The 16117-nt window shown below is 47.6% G+C and carries 9 protein-coding genes and 1 riboswitch; of the genes, 2 read left to right on the top strand and 7 right to left on the bottom strand.

Features of this window, described 5'->3' with window-relative positions; translation table 11 throughout:
• Positions 1 to 162 precede the first annotated feature (162 nt).
• Positions 163 to 366, bottom strand: a riboswitch (cobalamin riboswitch).
• A gap of 127 nt (positions 367 to 493) precedes the next feature.
• The 7 genes from MHI51_RS04755 to MHI51_RS04725 all read right to left on the bottom strand — a co-directional run bounded on the left by MHI51_RS04755 (position 494) and on the right by MHI51_RS04725 (position 14768).
• Positions 494 to 3490: a glycosyltransferase gene (locus tag MHI51_RS04755; RefSeq protein ID WP_405173637.1), complete on the bottom strand. Its 2997-nt coding sequence runs from the start codon at positions 3488 to 3490 to the stop codon at positions 494 to 496.
• Complete coding sequence (locus tag MHI51_RS04750) at positions 3487 to 4749, bottom strand: hypothetical protein (protein ID WP_076129587.1); 1263 nt, start codon at positions 4747 to 4749, stop codon at positions 3487 to 3489. The genes MHI51_RS04755 and MHI51_RS04750 overlap by 4 nt, the downstream gene beginning before the upstream one ends.
• A gap of 82 nt (positions 4750 to 4831) precedes the next feature.
• Entirely contained in the window at positions 4832 to 5473 is a 642-nt protein-coding gene (locus tag MHI51_RS04745; protein ID WP_076219741.1) for a beta-mannanase, read from the bottom strand.
• Between the two features lie 24 nt (positions 5474 to 5497).
• Positions 5498 to 6772: a VWA domain-containing protein gene (locus tag MHI51_RS04740; RefSeq protein ID WP_076129588.1), complete on the bottom strand. Its 1275-nt coding sequence runs from the start codon at positions 6770 to 6772 to the stop codon at positions 5498 to 5500.
• A gap of 293 nt (positions 6773 to 7065) precedes the next feature.
• Positions 7066 to 9468, bottom strand: coding sequence for a transcription initiation factor TFIID (locus tag MHI51_RS04735; RefSeq protein ID WP_405173636.1), 2403 nt, complete (start codon positions 9466 to 9468; stop codon positions 7066 to 7068).
• 4 nt (positions 9469 to 9472) lie between these two features.
• Positions 9473 to 12862: a tubulin-like doman-containing protein gene (locus MHI51_RS04730; RefSeq protein WP_076219740.1), complete on the bottom strand. Its 3390-nt coding sequence runs from the start codon at positions 12860 to 12862 to the stop codon at positions 9473 to 9475.
• A gap of 88 nt (positions 12863 to 12950) precedes the next feature.
• Positions 12951 to 14768, bottom strand: coding sequence for a vWA domain-containing protein (locus MHI51_RS04725; protein ID WP_342410441.1), 1818 nt, complete (start codon positions 14766 to 14768; stop codon positions 12951 to 12953).
• Between the two features lie 205 nt (positions 14769 to 14973).
• Between MHI51_RS04725 and MHI51_RS04720 the strand changes: the two genes are divergently transcribed.
• Both MHI51_RS04720 and MHI51_RS04715 read left to right on the top strand, forming a co-directional pair.
• The gene (locus tag MHI51_RS04720; RefSeq protein WP_155986556.1) at positions 14974 to 15126 is read left to right on the top strand and encodes a hypothetical protein; all 153 of its coding nucleotides are present in this window, start codon (positions 14974 to 14976) and stop codon (positions 15124 to 15126) included.
• The gene (locus tag MHI51_RS04715) at positions 15119 to 16045 is read left to right on the top strand and encodes a hypothetical protein (RefSeq protein ID WP_036680808.1); all 927 of its coding nucleotides are present in this window, start codon (positions 15119 to 15121) and stop codon (positions 16043 to 16045) included. The genes MHI51_RS04720 and MHI51_RS04715 overlap by 8 nt, the downstream gene beginning before the upstream one ends.
• Positions 16046 to 16117 lie beyond the last annotated feature (72 nt).

The raw sequence follows: 16117 nt of genomic DNA, 5'->3' as shown, positions 1-16117 counted from the left end.
CCTCTTTCTGTATAAGAATGGGTACTGCCGGGAATAAGACGCATAACATAAAGACCGCCCCTTTGGAGGGCGGTCAGGGAAGATTACAAATTGAGGCTGCGGCGCTTGCTTCCTGCCAACAGTCCATCTGTATATGTTCCACATTCTTACCCCACGAAGAATAGAAACGCTCACGAAAAAGGCAGGTCTCCTGGCTAATGCTTCATCGCTGTTCTTCACCTTCCCACCCTACCTTCGGGGCAGTGGCTTATAGAAGAAACGCTCCGCACATACAGTGGCGGGACCGCGCCGGACTCTTGCACCGGACTTCCCTTTTAAGCAGACGACTAGATTGATTTAGTCTGCACCTTTTCCAGTATGTAGTATCTTATTTTGACATCCATAATCATATCTATTAATACATAGCATGTCTATAGAAAAGCTTAGTATGGGCAGCAAAAAAATGAACAGCAATACGCCACCTTCCGGTAGTTATTGCTGTTCAGAAAGCTTGTTATTCGGCTGTTCCATCCGGACTTGCAGTCGGGGAGGGTTCAGCACTTGAATCAGAAGCTGGTGGAATATTAGGATCGGGATCTACGATCAATGTAAATCTTCCGGCTTTGATCATACTTTTCTCTAGAATTGTCGCTCCAGACTCCAATGTAACCTCAACCTGATAGGAAGGTTGTTCACCTTCAGTCACAGCTGTTGCGGAAGGTAACCCAGTGCTGTTCTCAGTATCAGAGGAAGGCGTAGGAGACGGAGATGCATCAGCTACAGAATTAGTAGCATCTGCACCTTCTGCTGTTCCTCCAGTAGTGCCAGCGGTATCTGACTCGTCAGCGGTGTTTCCCTCATCCGTCCCATCCGTTGACGGCACTGGACAAGTGCCATTTGTAGCAGCGACCTTAAAGCTTTTATCTATCTCTGTAGACGAAGACATTAAACTAACCTCAGTCGGTTGAAACTGCACACAGTCATCTGCACTTGCGAAGGTGAACACCAATATGCTGCTCCCCTTATCTCCTTCGACGCTCTGATCCTTCAAGTATACTGAAGCCGGAGGCAGCACATTGCCTGCACTCTGGACAGGGGTCGGCTCAGGGCTTGTCCCCGGCAGAGCCGTCTTCGTATCATCCGGACGCAGCATACTGAATACGATAATTGCAATAATCACCAGAATACCCGTAATGGAGCCGGAGATTAAGAGTCGAAATCGGCTGCGGCTGATCCAGCGCGCCAGCGGGGAAGCCAGTTGGGAGCGGGCTTCATTGTACACATTTTGCAGAGCAGGCCGAGCTGCCGCGACATAGTTCTTTCGGAATTCCCGATTCTTGAACGCTTCACGATCACTGCTCAGGAAATACTTCAGAATCGCCTTACGGTAACCCGGTTGCAGCTTTTTATTCGAAACCGTAAATAAAGGATTGCCTTGCGACCAAGCAAAAAACCGATAGATGATTTCTTTGTCGGAACCGGCTTTACGCTTTAACAGCTCCAGAAGCGCATCGTAATCCAGCGGACCCCCTTCACGCTGAGTTGTATAGTAAAAGGCTAGCGGAAGCCGTTCAAAGGGTTCCAGAACACGCGCCTCTTTTAGCAAACGACGACCCAGTAGCTGCACATCGTCTAGTTCCTGCGGAGACAATCCTGTAAAAATCTCCTCATTCGGCTTCTCTTCACCAAACCAGCGGTAAGCGGCACGCAGCGCATTCTCTTTCTGCTTGCTAATCCTATCCAGTGGCGGCTGCCAATCGACAACATTACCATACCGTAAAAAAACTACCTCCAGAAGCTCCTCCTGCGTCATATCAGAAAGCGATAAGCGGTTCAGTAAGAATCTATCTGCTGAAGCAGCAAGATCCTGCATTAGGGAGAGTGCCTTAGGAGCAACTCCTGTTCCTTTGCGGCGATCTTTTTCTGCCTTATCTACAATTTCATGAATTTCCGCCACAGAAGCCACCGGATCATGCTCCAGCTGGAGCTTTTCTAGCAAATAATCCTTCACAGCATTTTGAGCAAAAGACTGCTCTAACGCCACTGGCAGGAACCGCCCCCAATGGAGCACAAAGCTCAGAATATCCGCAGATCTGGACGCCGCAGCTAGTCTTGATTCCATATAAGGCTCAAGTAGCTGCTTACGGAAATAAGTTTCAGACATCACGCGCTGGAAGTAAGCTGCACTTAACTCATCATTACTCTCAATGATCCCGTAAGCAGCACTCAAAATATCCTTGCGGCCCGCTTCCACACTATGAAGCATCCCATTGATGAAATAATCCACGATTCTGACCCTGTAATTGTGATCCTTAAGTACAAAATACTCTTTAAAGCATTCCATAATCGCCGGATCTGGCACATTTCTTTGCCGAATCAGATCAAATTCCCGGTCAAATCTTTCTAGGAAAATATCATTCAAGCGGATTCTAGAATGAATTGCACCATCTGGTTTAAGGTAAGAAAGCAAACCACTTAGCACCGCACTCTTGTTTTCCGTATATAAATGCTCGTTCCCTTGCTCAATCTCATAAAATATAGCCAGCTCATTATAGAAAGAAAGGGATAGCTTGTGCTCAGGACTCTCTCCACGCAGAATCTGATCGGCGAAGCTTACGAAGTCGTTAATATCTCCTGGATTCAGCAGTAACAGCTTCCATACCAAATCAGCATAAGGCTGGCGGGAATCGCCAAAATCGACATTTCCCATCCGTCCGGAAGCCAAATCAAAGGTATAATCCTTCTCAATACTGCGGTCACCGGGACGAAGTGAACCTTTTTCCACAAAGCTAAGATGTATATATTTACGGCTTTGCGGTTCATTCGCATAGGTAATCACGCCTAATCTACGGCGGAATTCATACGGCAGCACGCTATACAGAATTTCTGTAAGTTCCACCGCCCGCGCAGACAACTCGGTGATAGGTACGTTTAGAGCCACGTAGATTTTTTTCTTACCTGCTACAGAGAGCATCACCGCTTGCAATAATGCCTTGAATATCCCTTCATCAATCCCTAACAGGCGTAAGCCTGCGATTGGATCAGGGCTGCGGTCTGTGCGAACAACTGGAATAGAGGGCAGCTCCGGCAAGGTTCCACCAAGCTCTCCCGTATAACGCTCTGCAAAATCAGCATGCAGCCAGTCTCCATAGCTCTGCACAATTTCTTCGGAACGTGAAGCAGGAACTACATAGTTATGTGCAAAAAAAGCGCTTCGTTGGCCTGTGAAATCGGCCGCTTGATAACGACTAAGCCCAATAACTGTATCCCCGTTCTCAGCATGAAATAGGTGCAGCGCACCAGGATATGCAGCCTCATCCTTCTCTCCACGTGCGGTTAACTCCGCAGGAGCATCGTAGAGGCAGAAGGGATGAAGGATTTTTTTCACAAAATTATTGTCTAGACTATCTGATTTCGCTACCGTATCGAAGCCTTCTGTGGAACGAAACACTCCGCGACGTTCGCGGGTGTACATCTGTTGGGCGATTGTTGACCCTGAGAAAACATTCACGGGCCGTCGCTCCCCTCAATATACTTCAGCTTATGCAGCAGCCAAATAAAAGGCTCGTCTACACGAATCGGGCTTACTACACCCTCAATCTTTTGATTCACAGGGTTGCTGCCCAACGCAGATACTGCAAAATAACCCGTATTCGCGAAATAAACATCCATTGTATCTTTAAAGGGTCTGTCCACCTTACCAATAAATCTGCGAATTTCCCCGTCGATATTATGAAATTCGTCCATGTTTAATGTTTTGCGGTGAACATAGTTATTGAACACATTGCTGTTGGACTTGATGTAATCGCCATCCTCATCCTTCAGTGAATGCAGCATATCACTTTTGGCAAGCACAACCGCTGTTGGAATGTCTGTTTTGCTCTTTTCCTGATAGGCAATAAAATCACCGAACATCGTCAGCACCACATCGCGCGGCTCGTCATATTGTGAGACCCATTCTCCCGGGCGGTCACCGATGTTAATATGAATCTTTTCACGGATAGAACGGATTTGCAGCGGATCGACCATAAACAAAATACCCGCAGAGTTCTTGATATGCTGACCATGAAGTCCAAGATAATCCTGATCCACCATACCCTCACCTGCTACATCAAAGAATACAAGTGTCAGTGGCGGTTTATTTTCATCCTTAAAGACAAATTGAAAGATAAAAGGCTCCTGCATTTTTTCCTTCTGTGTAGAAGCCAACAGATCTCCACGCTCAAAAAGCGGTTCCTCATACAATGTACGGAACTTACGGCTAATCTCTGCATTAAGCGGCATACAAGCGGCATCAAAATGACCTGCTGTAGTATGCTGCAATGTGTGGATCAGCGAGGTCATATACACCGATTTCCCGACTTGGGATGCCCCGATAATCGAGATGATGTTACTTGGCACCTTCCCGGCAGTCACCGGCAGCTCATTATGGCAGGACGGGCAAAGCCGTCTGCGCGTAAGCACACCGTAACGATCCGTAAGCCCAGTTAACACATGATCCGTGTAATGATGATATTCTTCCGGAATATCCGCCGGGTTGATAATCGCTTCTATGTCATCTACCGTATCAAGCCCAAAGCGCTCACGGTATTTGTTCAAGGCGTCATCCTCACCCAATGCGTAATTTTCATCGTCCTCCCGGCTGTGCATAGCCCGAAAGACGACATCCTCCGGAGAGAACTTGGTGAAGCAATACGGGCACACTATATCGTAAAAAAGCGGCCGCGGCTCCGGCTGATTCTTTTTCATAAAACGGCTAAAAAAAGACATCTACTCATCCTCCCAAAAGTTGTATCTACGTACTTGCTATGAACGCACTGCTCATTACCCGCTTGTACGCGTAGACCCAGTCTCACTCCGGTACCAATTCGTAATAAAGCCCATATTTCTTGCCATCGGTGAAAAAGATGCGTACAAAATCATCCTTACCGATTTCAATCGGCGGAAGTACATTGCGTCCAGGAGCGAAATCCTGGACGAAGGGAAAGAGAATACCATCCTCTTTCCCTGCAGGATGCCCTCCACGTTTCTTGACATAACAGAGGACATCCCGTGCCACGGGCACTTCTGCCGTAATCGCCATATGTACGGTCTTTTGTTTTCCGAATAAGGCTTTTTTTTGTTGAATGGAATAATAGATCCGGGCTTTGCCTGCACTGACCATCACCCGGTTCACACCATCATTTTGCCTCACCAGGGCAGTCTCACCGTTCTCAGCAAGACGAGCAAATATCGTATAGGATATCAATCCGATCTCATCCAATCGATCACGATAACCATTGTTAGATTTGTATTCCTCACGAGTGTAGAGCTTCATCCCGACCGGCGGATCATCTCCGGTTCCTATGTCAGCCGCTTCTGCGGAGGTTTTGTGGATGTACACCGCCTGCACGCCGTCCGGCCAGCGCCATCTCAGCGTACAGAATCGGTCATCCACTTGGGATGTCACATCCGTTATTCCCGGAGCGGAAGCATTAACCTCGGCGTACCTCATTACTGTAAACCCCTTTCCGCTACACTAGAATCCTTTGCTGTTCCGGCTTCTGCGCCGACCCGGAAAGTTATCCGATGCTGGTGCAGGCGCTGCGTTATTGTTTCTTCTATTTCGATAAATACGTCCTTCTCCTACCGGAATGACGCCTGTAAATAATGCAATAATAGCAGCTAATATAAGAACAGCCAGAAGACGAATAAGACTATCTGTAAAGGAGTCACCGCTAAGTCCAAATTCCAGAATCAGTCCTGCGAACAAGCCTGATATTACGCCGCCAATCCCAAAGCTTTTAGCCAAATGACGGTTATCAAACATAATTCCCAGACCTAATCCAAGCGCAGCTCCCATCAACATCAGTGACAAAATACGAACCGCAGCATAATAAGGACTGTCTGCCGTTGAATCACTGCGCTCAGTTAGCAGCGTCCGATCTCCCAGACGGTCATAGATCTGCTGGAACACATCGCCCAGCAGGGCTGAATCCTTGACATCATAATAGTGTCCGCCTGTCACTCTCGCAATATCCTGCAACAGCTGAGTGCCTGCTGGATCATTCAAGCCCAGACCAATGGTATTCACGGCAATACCGCGCTCTACATAAGCCTGCAACTCTCTTGTGGTATCGAAATTACTCACTCCGTCAGACAACAAGATGACCATGGCTCCTTGGTCTTTTTTGCCGTCACTGTCAATCTCCTTGAGTGCCTCTGAGACCGCACCGCTAATATTCGTGCCGCCTTCGGTTGGCTGCAGATTATCGATTGCAGTCAGCACCTTCTCACGATTCTCCGAATTTGAGAGTGGCGTTAAAGGTTGGACAACTACCGCTTCGTTGTTAAAGGTCACCACGGCTACCTTATTGTCAGTGTCCATTTTTGTAATTAACGCTTTTGCTGCGGAATACCGGCTATTATCGGGATCACTCTGTGTCATACTGCCTGAGTCATCGATAGCCATTACTACATTCTTAACTGGTCTGGCTCCGCCAAAATTCAGCTCATAAACAAACTCCGTTAAAGCTCCAACACCAAGTGCAAGTACAATCATCAGAGGCAGCAGCTTCCACGATAACCCCAGATAGCGCTGCTTCCATGAAGCTCCGTTCAGTCGTGGCGAGATCATCTCTGCAAGCAGGCAGCCTACACCGACTCCCAGCGCCACAATAGCAAAATAAATACCCACAAGCAGGATGGAAGGCAGATCGTTATACCAGCTTAGCAGCCATTCGCCAAAAAGAAAGGCGACCCCGCCGCCGATCAGACTGAAGAAGAGCAGCAGCAGATTGATTTTTCTCTGCATCGTTATACTTCCTTTCCGGGTAAAATCTGAATTGTACTCTTATCCTTTAAACATTCCGGGGGTTATGCTGCCTGATAAACGGGCTACCCGGATGTGTTATCATCCCCCAAATTGCACTTTGTGCAATAGAATGGAATAGGAGAAACATCTATTTCTATTCTATTGCATAGTGTGCAGTGGAAATAAGGAGAAATGTCCCTATCCCAGAAATCTAATTAAGAGTTATATCCGATGACTCTATTGCACCAAGGCAATAAAGGGACTTAAAGTGAGGGTACCTATCTATTACGCCATCAGCGCATCTCAGGAAGCTGATCTTCACTCAGCCCATGGAGCTGATAGCCATTCTGAGCATAAGTCTCATAATAGACCTTACCGTTGCGATAATAGAGCAGGTCTTCTAAATGAAAGCCGCCCATCAGGTTTAGCTTCTCCACTCCGCTCCTCCGCTGCTCATGCACGAATCCTAACCGGTAAATCCGGGTTGTCTCATCCACTCCAAAGGCGTAGCGTAGGAATTCTGATGAGCTGTCTCCGAAGAAATATTTCTCCTCATGACGATGCTCTTGCGTGTATTCGAATAGCCGAACATTAATGGCCGCGCCCTCTTCCAAATTATGATACAAGCGCTTGAACAGCTCTTCCCTCGATAGAACCTGACGATTCTCATAGGCTGCCGCAACATTTGCACGCCGCAGAAGCTCTTCCTCAAAAGATAAATTAAAAGGTTCTGCTGTCAGCAGCTCCCGGCGGCAAATATCAATCAAACGCTCAATCACAGCTTCTTTCCCTTGTTCTAAGAGCTTGGAGATACTGCCCATGTACTTCTCACTGAAGAATATTCCAGGTCCACGCCGGGTTTCGATATCCTTCATCACTTCTTCTGTGACTACGCGGTAGTATTCCATTACGTTCTGACCCGTTGTTTCGTTTGTTCGCCCAATGCTGTCCATAACAGTAATACGCAATTCTTCCTCCAAAGTCTCCATAGCTTTCACACGAGCCATACTTTCCATATGAAGCTGCTCAAGTGCAGATTCCAAACGACTGCATAGGGCAAGCTCACTTTCTAGGCCCAATAGTTCATATTTTTTGCCATATACGGCTGAGAATAAATAATGAATGAAGTTACGTACTGTTCTTTTATCAAAAAGCGGCACACGCTGGAACGGCTGGCGCTCCACGCTTTCTGCGTAAAGATCCTCAAGCTCCTCCTGCATGGAGAGAATCGCGGAACGTAAGCCTGCCATATGCTGATGTAAAAGATGGAGCACACTTCCGGCTTCATCACGATCTGCCGTCCACTCCGTAAGCTGATAAAAGTTTACCGCTGGCGTAGATGTTTCCTGTGCCGCCAGCATAGTGCGCCATTGGCGTAATGGATTCATTCCCTCTACTCTCCGGTTTGACTCTGCCACAAAGTTATTGCGGAAATAAGCTTCGCCCCCGTCACCGAACAACTGCCGTTCAGCTTCACGAAGTGACAGCTGCTTCAGTTCATTATAGGTAGGGCGTCCGTGACTCATTAACCCCGTCATTTCATTCAGGCCGTCTTTCTCCGGAAGTAGGTGTACCGCGTGTTCCCGCAAGCTGTCAGGGTCCAGCCCTAACAACGCCTGCCGTTCACGTATAGTCCACGAACTACCCTCACGCATATCGGAGACAAGCCGCCGGAACGCATGATACAGCACCGCCAAAGCAATTTGAACATTAGGTCTTCTTACCCCGGAAAAGCCAGCAGAGGCGTAGCCTTGTCTTCCAGTGCTGCCCCTGATGCCGCTTTTGAAGGTCATATTGTTATATCCGCCATGACCAGTAGCCTGATCAGAAGCCGGGCGGACCCGATTTTTGAGCAGACTAATATGAGAAATAATCTCGTAGTTGTCATCCATACCGTGTGCAGACATCATACCGCGCTCATTCTTATCGGAGAGCAGATACACAAGGTCAAATAATGCGGAAGGACCATGGGCAACTGGAATCGACAGACCGTCTTCCGTCACAAGTAACGGCGCATTAAACTTATAGTCCGTAGCTTGCATTCTGTCCAATTCACGCAGAAAAGCCAGCCCTACTGAGCTGGAATATCCAAAATTATCCCCTTCCTCCCGCTCATTGATCAGAGCGTAGAGATCTGTCTGTACGGACTTAAAGGACTGGCCGAGTACAGCACGAGCCAGCAGTGTAATTTCCGGCAGCAATACATTAAGCGGATCATCAACCCGCGTAATGATAGAGAGATGGATGACGTCAAAAGATGAATATAGACGTCCATAATCCGCTATACTGTTGCTCAGCCGCCGGATAACTTTATTCATTTCAGCAAGATAACGTGTATCCTCATGAAACTTGCGGTAAAGTTCATGACGCACAGTGCGTGGATCTGACCCTGCCGTTTCCGGCAAGGCCATGGCCAGCACCCGGTCTTTTCCTCCCGCAACAGATCCACTTATACTTCCGTCTATTCCCTCTTTTGCCGCACCTGTCACAGCATGTAATGCCATAACACCGCCGGCGTTATCCCATTTTCGTTCGCAGCTATCCAGCACCGGACCGATGGCCGGAGCAACCTTGTCGCCTACGAACAGAAACAGGGCAGGGTAATGGATGCTGCTGCGTCCATCCCCTTTGCTGCGCTGTGCCTCTTCCTGTACCGCATATTGTTCACCATAAGATAATGCCTGTGTTTTGATCATAGGCCTATTTCAACTTTCTGCGGATACTGCCGAGCTTGCTAGTCATGCTCTTGTAGAATCCGTACATCTCATCGCCGCTCTCATACTCTACCCGTTCGTACTCCAAGCTGTCGCGTGCTTCCAGGAATGATACATACAGTCCTTCCAGCTTATAGAGCAGCGGGGTAACGTCTTCAGCGGCAGTCATTTCACCTGCACGACGTGCTGCCTTACGCAGCAGTACGCTGCGGCTCTTCTCATCCAGCTCCCGGAAGTGACGATACACGGCATACTCTACATAGCTGCGCTCTTTCATCAAATTAGCAAACGGCTCCCAAGCGTCCTCTTCTTCATCACGGTCATAAACGTAGAGTGCGCCTTTTTTGATAATGCTGTCCGTATACAAAGCTTCAATGAACTGATCCATCCACTTATCTTCGTCCAGATATTGATGAAGCACACCTTCAAGCTCAGCGGCTTTGGCAGTCAGTTCAGCATATTTAGCCAGCTCCACACGAACACGTGAAATCAGCTGCGGTGAACGAATGAGATTCTCCTGCGCCATGTCCTTGTTGATGCTGCCAAAGATATCTTTAATGCCTTCCCGCTCCAAGCCCTTCTCACGCAGGCTCTTCAGCTCATCAACCGCCTTCTTCACTTCACCGAGATTTGGGCGTGTAGATTGCAGCTGCATATCGAAACCGTTCAAAATGGCGTCCAGATCAAAAGGTTTGGTGAACACAACAGAATATCTGTTACTTGTGTTCTCATCTACACCTTTTTCAATAATGACTCCACTTGCCAGCGCATTTGCAAAGTCTGCACGCACTCTAGCGTTATAATCACGTACACGAGAATTGACGTAAGTGTCGCCCCATGATTTTTCCGGAATCGGAGAAGGCAGATACGTCCAGTTGTTCTTATCCGTCATCACGAGATGGCGGCCGATCCCTTCCTTGTCGAGAATGGTCCGCTCATAGTTTTCTTCAAACACCCGCAGCGGCGTGTATACGAAAAGTGGCACACCGTTACGTGTATTAAGCCAGAAAATACGGTTTTTCACTTGGCTCTCCTTGATCGTAAATTGCGATTTGCCAAGCGCATTATTCTGATAATTACGAATCCCTTTTAGGATACCCGGCGCTTTAACAGGCACGGAAACGAAACCCCATGATGGGAAATGTAAGCTGCCTGAGCTATTGCTAAGGTGGAAGGTAGGCACAGCCTCTTCGTCCAATTTACCGGCAATAATCCGCTCAACGAATTTATCCAGCGGCTCTTCATGGCCGAATTTCATCACAAGGAAATCCTCCATCGAACGGGTAATCAGATCGCCAAACTTATCGCTAAGGAATTCCGAAATTGAGCGAACGATATCAATCTCCTGCTCTTTGACCCAACGTCCGGAATGCTTCAGCATTTCACGGGTGAAGTCACGAATCAGGTCGTCGCCGTCCTTCTGATCCATAATCTTGGAGATGGTCGCCGAAATATCCGGCACGTTCACAATGTTCCAATAATAAGTTTTGTTTCCTTTATAGTCTGCCTGCTCTTCGCCATTGATAAGGATGTCCCCGTTCTTGGCAAAAATCGAGCTAAGCGCACTAAGAATCTCTGTAAACACACCGTAAATCCGGCTGTTCTCATCATTTAAGAGCTCATATAAGTCCTCGTAAAATTGAATCATTTGCTCAGTGCGTTCTACATCGGCGTGCAGCCAATACTCATTGATTTTAGCCTCAATATAGGCATTTTTCTTCTTCTCTTTGGAGACAAAAGCACTGCGGGCATCGCTCAGCTTCTCATCCGCACTGTCCTGCGCTGTCTCAATATCACGTGGCAAACGCAACAAGCTTTCACGTAAAGCCTCAATATAAGACTGAATCAGCTTCAAAATACAGAAGCCCTTCTCGGTATACAGCAAGCGGGAAACGTAGAACGGTCCTTGCTCTGGATGCAGGAATATGCGCTCCAGCTCTTCACTGAAACGTCCCACAATTTCGCCAGGCAGCTGCTTTTTCGATTTGATATATTCTTCACGGGCACGAGCCAGGAAGTTCTGCTCCAGCTCTGTATCCATGCTTACCACTTGATTCTTAACAACATTGGCATGGCTCAAGCGTTCGCTGTTCTCGTAGCCTGGCAACGGCTCAGGCACACGGGATTCAAACGTCTTGATCATACTGTCGAGATCAATTCCAAGCTTACGTGCGAATTTTTCTACATCCTCTTGACCTGGCGCCTGCTGGAACATTTTTTCCATTTTATCAAACAAGCGGAAAGCCAGGTAAGTCGTCATTTCCTCAATCGGAAGCACAGCGGACGAGGCACCGATAATGTTGTATTCATAGTTAGCTGGGTAGGTCTTGTTCATCTGCGCAATGTTGGTGCGGATATTGCTGATATAATCATGGATGGCGAATTCTTCACCAGACTGTTTTTCTTCACTCGCCATAAAGTTCGTGATGTTCTCCGCCGTTACGTTCATACAGTAATCGTACGCATTCTCCAGCAGCTTACCCTCGGTATTCGTTGCAGAGATCAAATGACATAGATTAAATGGAGGCAGCGGTGAATTTACTGTCAAAATATTACCGTATTGCTGCTGGAACCGCTCACCACGACTGTCCACATTCATCCAGTAATCCAGCTCTTTTAGCGCTGCATAACCGTTCTTGCGAATATATTCACGCGTGTGCTCGCTTAGACTTTTATTAGACAGGTTCACGTCAGGTGTAAAGAGATAACCCAGCGTGTTCACACGGTCAATACCGGCTGATCCATAGTCACGTTCAATAATACCGCGCACGATATAGGCAATATCCAAGAAAGCCCCACTGCCTGTACCGCCCGACAGACCTGTCAGCAGAAAGACCATCAGCTTTTTGTTAGTGCCTACGGATAACGTCTTGATCTTCTTATCAATCGCGCCTACAACCTGATTAATCTTGGTGAACAAAAGCAGACGTCCAGCCTGCCGCACACCAGCAGCACCATTCATACCATCTGTGATACTCAGCTCAGGTGACAGCCAATCCGTAATGTACGAATCGAGGATACTACGGTTCTGTAGCAGTCCGCCGATTTCCGCATTCGCCAGGAGTACAAATTCATTTTGCGGGTCCAGCCCAATGCCTTTGTATTTTTTTCCGCGATCCTGTTCATTCGTCTCAAAAGCTAGAAATTCTACATTATCCGGCTTGTCCCGTTTCTTCTTGGATATAGGATCCTCCGGCAGTTTAAAGCGGCGGTTAATCTGATATTTAAGACGCAGCAGGGCATCAATGCCCGTGCCGCCTAGTCCAATGATCAGGATCGGATTATCAATCGTATCCACCCTGATTTTATCGCTGACAATCCCGCCGCCTAGTGATACATCCAACTGCTGTATATGCTCTCTTACTACTGGTTTCATATGCTTATCCTCCTAAAAGTTTTGCGGAAGCTGTACTTCAGATATCTTGCAGCAAAACTGTTTCTGCGGCATACATTGCCATTGCCTACTATACTAAATATTCCAGATAAATCGTCTTATCTACCGTCTGTAGAGATACTGAAACGCGGTCCCCACTCTTCAGTTCAAGACCACGCGAAGCATCCGCAGCACGTCCGGATCTCTCCACAGTAACACCTTCTCCGCTGCGTAACAGCAATCGGTCATTCTTAGCCGGTGTGAAAATAACAGTTTCGCTCTCCTTCAGTTCAGGCGCCAATTGCAGCAGCTGATGAAGGCTGAACTTGCCCTTGAAGCCTGCAAGCTTCTTATATTGTGGGTAGGTCTTCTCACCCGTATTGCTGTCTTTAACCTCTACTACCAGCTGTCCAACAAAACCACGTGCCGATTTCTTATTCAGCACATACCATGCTGCACCCGCTGCCAGCACTAAAAGAATGCCCCCTATAATGTAATACAGGGTTTTGGATGAGGCTTCCTTCAGGGGTTCTTCGTTGCCAGTCCCTGTAGAAGGTGCTGTTGTTGCTGCTCCGCCTGTCTTCGCGCTGATCTGGATAGGTGCACTTTCCCGATAAAAGCTGCTTTCCTCTGCCCGTACCTTCAACTCGTAGTTATGGCTTTCTTTTACCTCAAATGTACCCTTGAAGACAGCTCCGGAGTTATCCAGTTCGATTTCTTGCACATCACCTGTATCAATATCTGTAGCAAGCAGTACCGCCTTCATATCTTGATACAAATTACTGAGTGTTACCTGAGTACCGTTGCTGAACAGATGGGAGGTGATGTCGATTTCATCACCCTTTTTATAGGTTGCTGATGGCAGCGCATCGATCTTAAGCTCCAGGTCATAGTTAAAGACTAGATTAATATCAATCTTATCCTTTGGCACACCTTTAACCTGAAGTTTCCAATCTCCTTCCTGCGGTGACAGTAGCTTAATCAAGCTATAAGTAGAAGACTTGGACAGCAGGACATTGTTTGAGGGGATCGTAACTTCTTTCCCTGACGGGTCCGTTAATTTCGCTGTCACAGGCTGTGAAGACATAATTGAGATATTGGCTTCCAAAACACTGCCGTTAGGCACGTTGACGGTCACATCCTGATAATCGCCATTTGCAGTAATCGACTGCACAGGCACTACCTTCAGCTTCAAATGGCTGGCAAAAATCTCACTCAGGATTTGCGGCAGATCATCTGCTGAGTCCGTCGAAAATGCTTTACCACCCGTCTCACTGGACAGGTTGGCGAGGCTTTGTTTATTCAGCTTGCCATCTGCATTTAGTCCAATAGTATAGATGGGATAGCCATTTTTTTTGGCAACCTCTACGGCCGCCGTCAGCTCTTTATCTGATTCACTTTGCGTCCGGCCTGTCGCTTTATTGAAATCGTTATTGCCGTCAGCGAGCATTACAATGATAGGCTCATGGGAAGGGTCACTTCCATTCTGCAGAACCTTTACAGCTTCCTCTACGCCAATAGCGATATCGGTGTAAGCTCCTCGGTCCAAACCATCAATAAAATCCTTCAAATCCTGCTTATCGCTCTCCGAGCTAATTTGCAGCAGGGCCTTTTCCCGTTGCACCTTGTCGGTATAGGCAACAATACCTACTTTATCACCTTGGGTGGATAACATATCTATGAACATTTTCATCGCTTCGTTGGCGATTTTGTTCTTGTCACTAGTCTTCATGGAGTTGCTGACATCAATAAGAAGCACAGCGTCAATGTGAGATTGCGCCGACGTTGCCGCATAGGCCTTAACAGCTGCAAAAGGCGAGGCAGCTAGACAAAGAGCCAGGAGCAATGCCGGAAAGATACGTAGAAAGAGAGTCTTGGTTGTTCTAATACTTTGATATTTACGAAGCATAAATAGGGCTCCTCTTGTGTTATATTAGGCACATATGACAGGTTCAGCACTATCGCTAAAATCTGTAAATAGCATGCCATTATGATATAATTAAACCTTGTAAACTTCAACTTTAGGACCGCCGGACCCAGTGCATTGATGCATAGAAGATTATCATTCTAAAAGCCATCTGGACTGCAGAGCGTCCATGAGAAAGGATTGTTCCATGATTTCATACGTCATTCTTGGGATTACGTTCCTAATTGCCGTAATTCAGATTTCCATTTATGCCGCACATCAGCGCAAACCACTGACACGTGATGATATTAACGATCGACTGCTAGCCGCTTTGAACGGAGGCGATAAAGGCCGTGAATAAGAAAAGACCCGTTACCTTCCGGCCTTTCAAGGCCCCGCGTTACGCTTATGACAAGCTGCGAATCTGTCGCCACTGCGGGCGGTATACCGCTCTTGGCGAAGACCGCTGTAGCAAATGTGGCAGAGCCTCACTTATTGCTGTAGAGCAGCACGCAGCATCACTAGCCAGACGGAAGATGCATACCCGCCTACTATTCATCTTACTGCTCACACTAGCCTCTGTCTATTTTGGAAATAGCATCCAACAAATGATATTGTGTGGTGCCGGGGGTCTTGTGCTTGCTGGACTATTGTACTATACGCAGCGAAAAGTAAGGCAGAACGAGAATCTTCGTTCTCTCAATGAGCTGCTTGGTCGTGGGATCGGCATCATCAAGGAAGGGCTGGAGGTCAACCGTCAGGAAGCTGTCTCCGTACTCCGTGAGGATGATGTTCTTGCCTATGAGAAGCTGCGCGAGCTCTCCATCCTGCTTCGCGGCGACCGGATCGCGCGGCAGCGAGTGGCTTTGCTGCATGGATTTTTACTCCGCAAGGATATGGATCTAGAACTGGAGCAGCTTCTTCTAAAAGACTTCGAACCACTGCTAGCCGAATATATCGGCGAGATCGCTAAAGTCCGTCCTGATCTCATTAAGGATCGCACACTACGCTACGTGAAGAACTATGAAGTGGAGATTCGCCAGATGGCTAACGGCTTAACCATCCTTACGAGCGTTGCAGGAGCGGCGGTAAGAATGAAGCGTTATGCCCTGCTCTACTCCAATATGATTGGCCGATACGTGCAAGATCTGCCCAAGGACCGTTTTATGCGGTTGTCCAAACTCATTGCTGCGAATCCCCATGAACCTTGGAACGGCTTAGACCTCAGGGTAGCTGACATTCGTGAAGCTAAATATCGCTGGGACCCGGAGGTCCAATAGACCTGAAAGCCAAGATGAACCAATATAAAGCAAACATCCTTATTGATGACAACCAACCGTTTCTCAAAGAAA

The organism is Paenibacillus sp. FSL H8-0260, assembly GCF_045040625.1.
Classification (GTDB): Bacteria; Bacillota; Bacilli; order Paenibacillales; family Paenibacillaceae; genus Paenibacillus_AQ; species Paenibacillus_AQ odorifer.
The sequence above is the reverse complement of the archived record's forward strand: the minus strand, read 5'-3'. Positions and strand labels throughout refer to the sequence as shown.

Bases quoted from the DNA above. Each gene is read 5' to 3' on its own strand.
- MHI51_RS04750 (WP_076129587.1), bottom strand. From the start codon at position 4,749: ATGTCTTTTTTTAGCCGTTTTATGAAAAAGAATCAGCCGGAGCCGCGG.
- MHI51_RS04745 (WP_076219741.1), bottom strand. From the start codon at position 5,473: ATGAGGTACGCCGAGGTTAATGCTTCCGCTCCGGGAATAACGGATGTG.
- MHI51_RS04740 (WP_076129588.1), bottom strand. From the start codon at position 6,772: ATGCAGAGAAAAATCAATCTGCTGCTGCTCTTCTTCAGTCTGATCGGC.
- MHI51_RS04735 (WP_405173636.1), bottom strand. From the start codon at position 9,468: ATGATCAAAACACAGGCATTATCTTATGGTGAACAATATGCGGTACAG.
- MHI51_RS04730 (WP_076219740.1), bottom strand. From the start codon at position 12,862: ATGAAACCAGTAGTAAGAGAGCATATACAGCAGTTGGATGTATCACTA.
- MHI51_RS04725 (WP_342410441.1), bottom strand. From the start codon at position 14,768: ATGCTTCGTAAATATCAAAGTATTAGAACAACCAAGACTCTCTTTCTA.
- MHI51_RS04720 (WP_155986556.1), top strand. From the start codon at position 14,974: ATGATTTCATACGTCATTCTTGGGATTACGTTCCTAATTGCCGTAATT.